Raw genomic sequence first — 1,148 nt, 5'->3', positions numbered from 1 at the left:
GCCACTGTCGGCTTGCGTCACCGTTTCTGATTGGAAGCGTCCAAACGGCCAAGTCGCGCTAGGAGTCGATTCGAGCGCGACCGGAGCCGTTTCAGGCGGGCGGCAAGCTACAGCGGAGGAGGACGCAGCGCGGATGGAGCCCGTCGCTGCCGAGGTTGCCGTCGCGTCCCCGCGCTGGGTAATTGGTGGGCAGTGTAAGTGGGCACAACAGCGTGCATAATGTAACGGACGTGAGCGAAGTTGTCCCTTGCATGCGAGCCTGGAGGCCCCCAAACATGACTGCCGCGAGTGAAAAAAGGTCCGAGGGCACCCGTCGACCGCCGCGGCCGGCATGAACAAGTAGCGGGTCGATGGATCGACTGCACGCAGCGGGTTGTTCTATCCCGGATACGGCATGTGGCCGTGCCTTGATTTGCCGCCAGCAGATCCGGAAGGTGACCTGCCAGGAGAGGCCCTATGTTGCTCACACCAACTACTCAACGGGCGTCGTCCCGAGAACTGCTCGATGTCCTGATCCGCGCGGGGCTCGTTGCGGTTCTCGCGATATTCTGCTTCAGGATCTTCGCGCCGTTTCTCAACCTCATGGTATGGGCGTTGATCCTCGCGATCACGCTGTATCCACTTCAAGTCAGGCTCCGGCGTGGGTTCGGGAACAAGGACGGTCTGACGGCCACGCTCATCATTCTCATCGCGTTTGTCGTGATTCTCGTGCCGACCTATCTGCTGGGCGCCGCGGTGGCCGAATCGATAGACCACGCGAAGGACATCTTCAAAAGCGGCAGCTTCCGCGTTCCACCGCCGGCCGAGTCGGTAACGAGCTGGCCGCTGGTGGGCCAGAAGGTGTACGACTTCTGGCAGCAGGCATCGACGGACATCTCGGGTCTTGCGCATAAGTTCGCTCCACAACTGAAGGAGGCCGGTCTCGCGCTGCTCGGAACCATCACCGGTCTCGGCGCGGGGCTGCTGCTGTTCTTCGCTGCCCTGATCGTCGCCGGCATACTCATGGCGTATGGCGAGACAGGCCACAAAAGCGCGGTGGAGATCGCCTCGCGTATCTTCGGCCCGGACAATTGGGCGGCGACAATTAGCTTGGCCGGCGCATTGACTCAGGTTTTTTGTTACCGAGCTAGGCTCGTTGCCTCAAGTAT

General features: G+C 61.4%; 1 protein-coding gene. It reads left to right on the top strand.

The features are described from left to right. Nucleotides 1-456 precede the first annotated feature (456 nt). The coding region (locus NCT32_RS36915) for an AI-2E family transporter (RefSeq protein WP_250491554.1) at nt 457-1,148 on the top strand (692 nt) is incomplete at its 3' end.

The organism is Caballeronia sp. INML2, from assembly GCF_023631365.1.
In the GTDB taxonomy this organism is placed as follows: domain Bacteria; phylum Pseudomonadota; class Gammaproteobacteria; order Burkholderiales; family Burkholderiaceae; genus Caballeronia; species Caballeronia turbans.
Note: the sequence above shows the minus strand (reverse complement) of the source record. Positions and strands in the feature narration are given on the sequence as shown.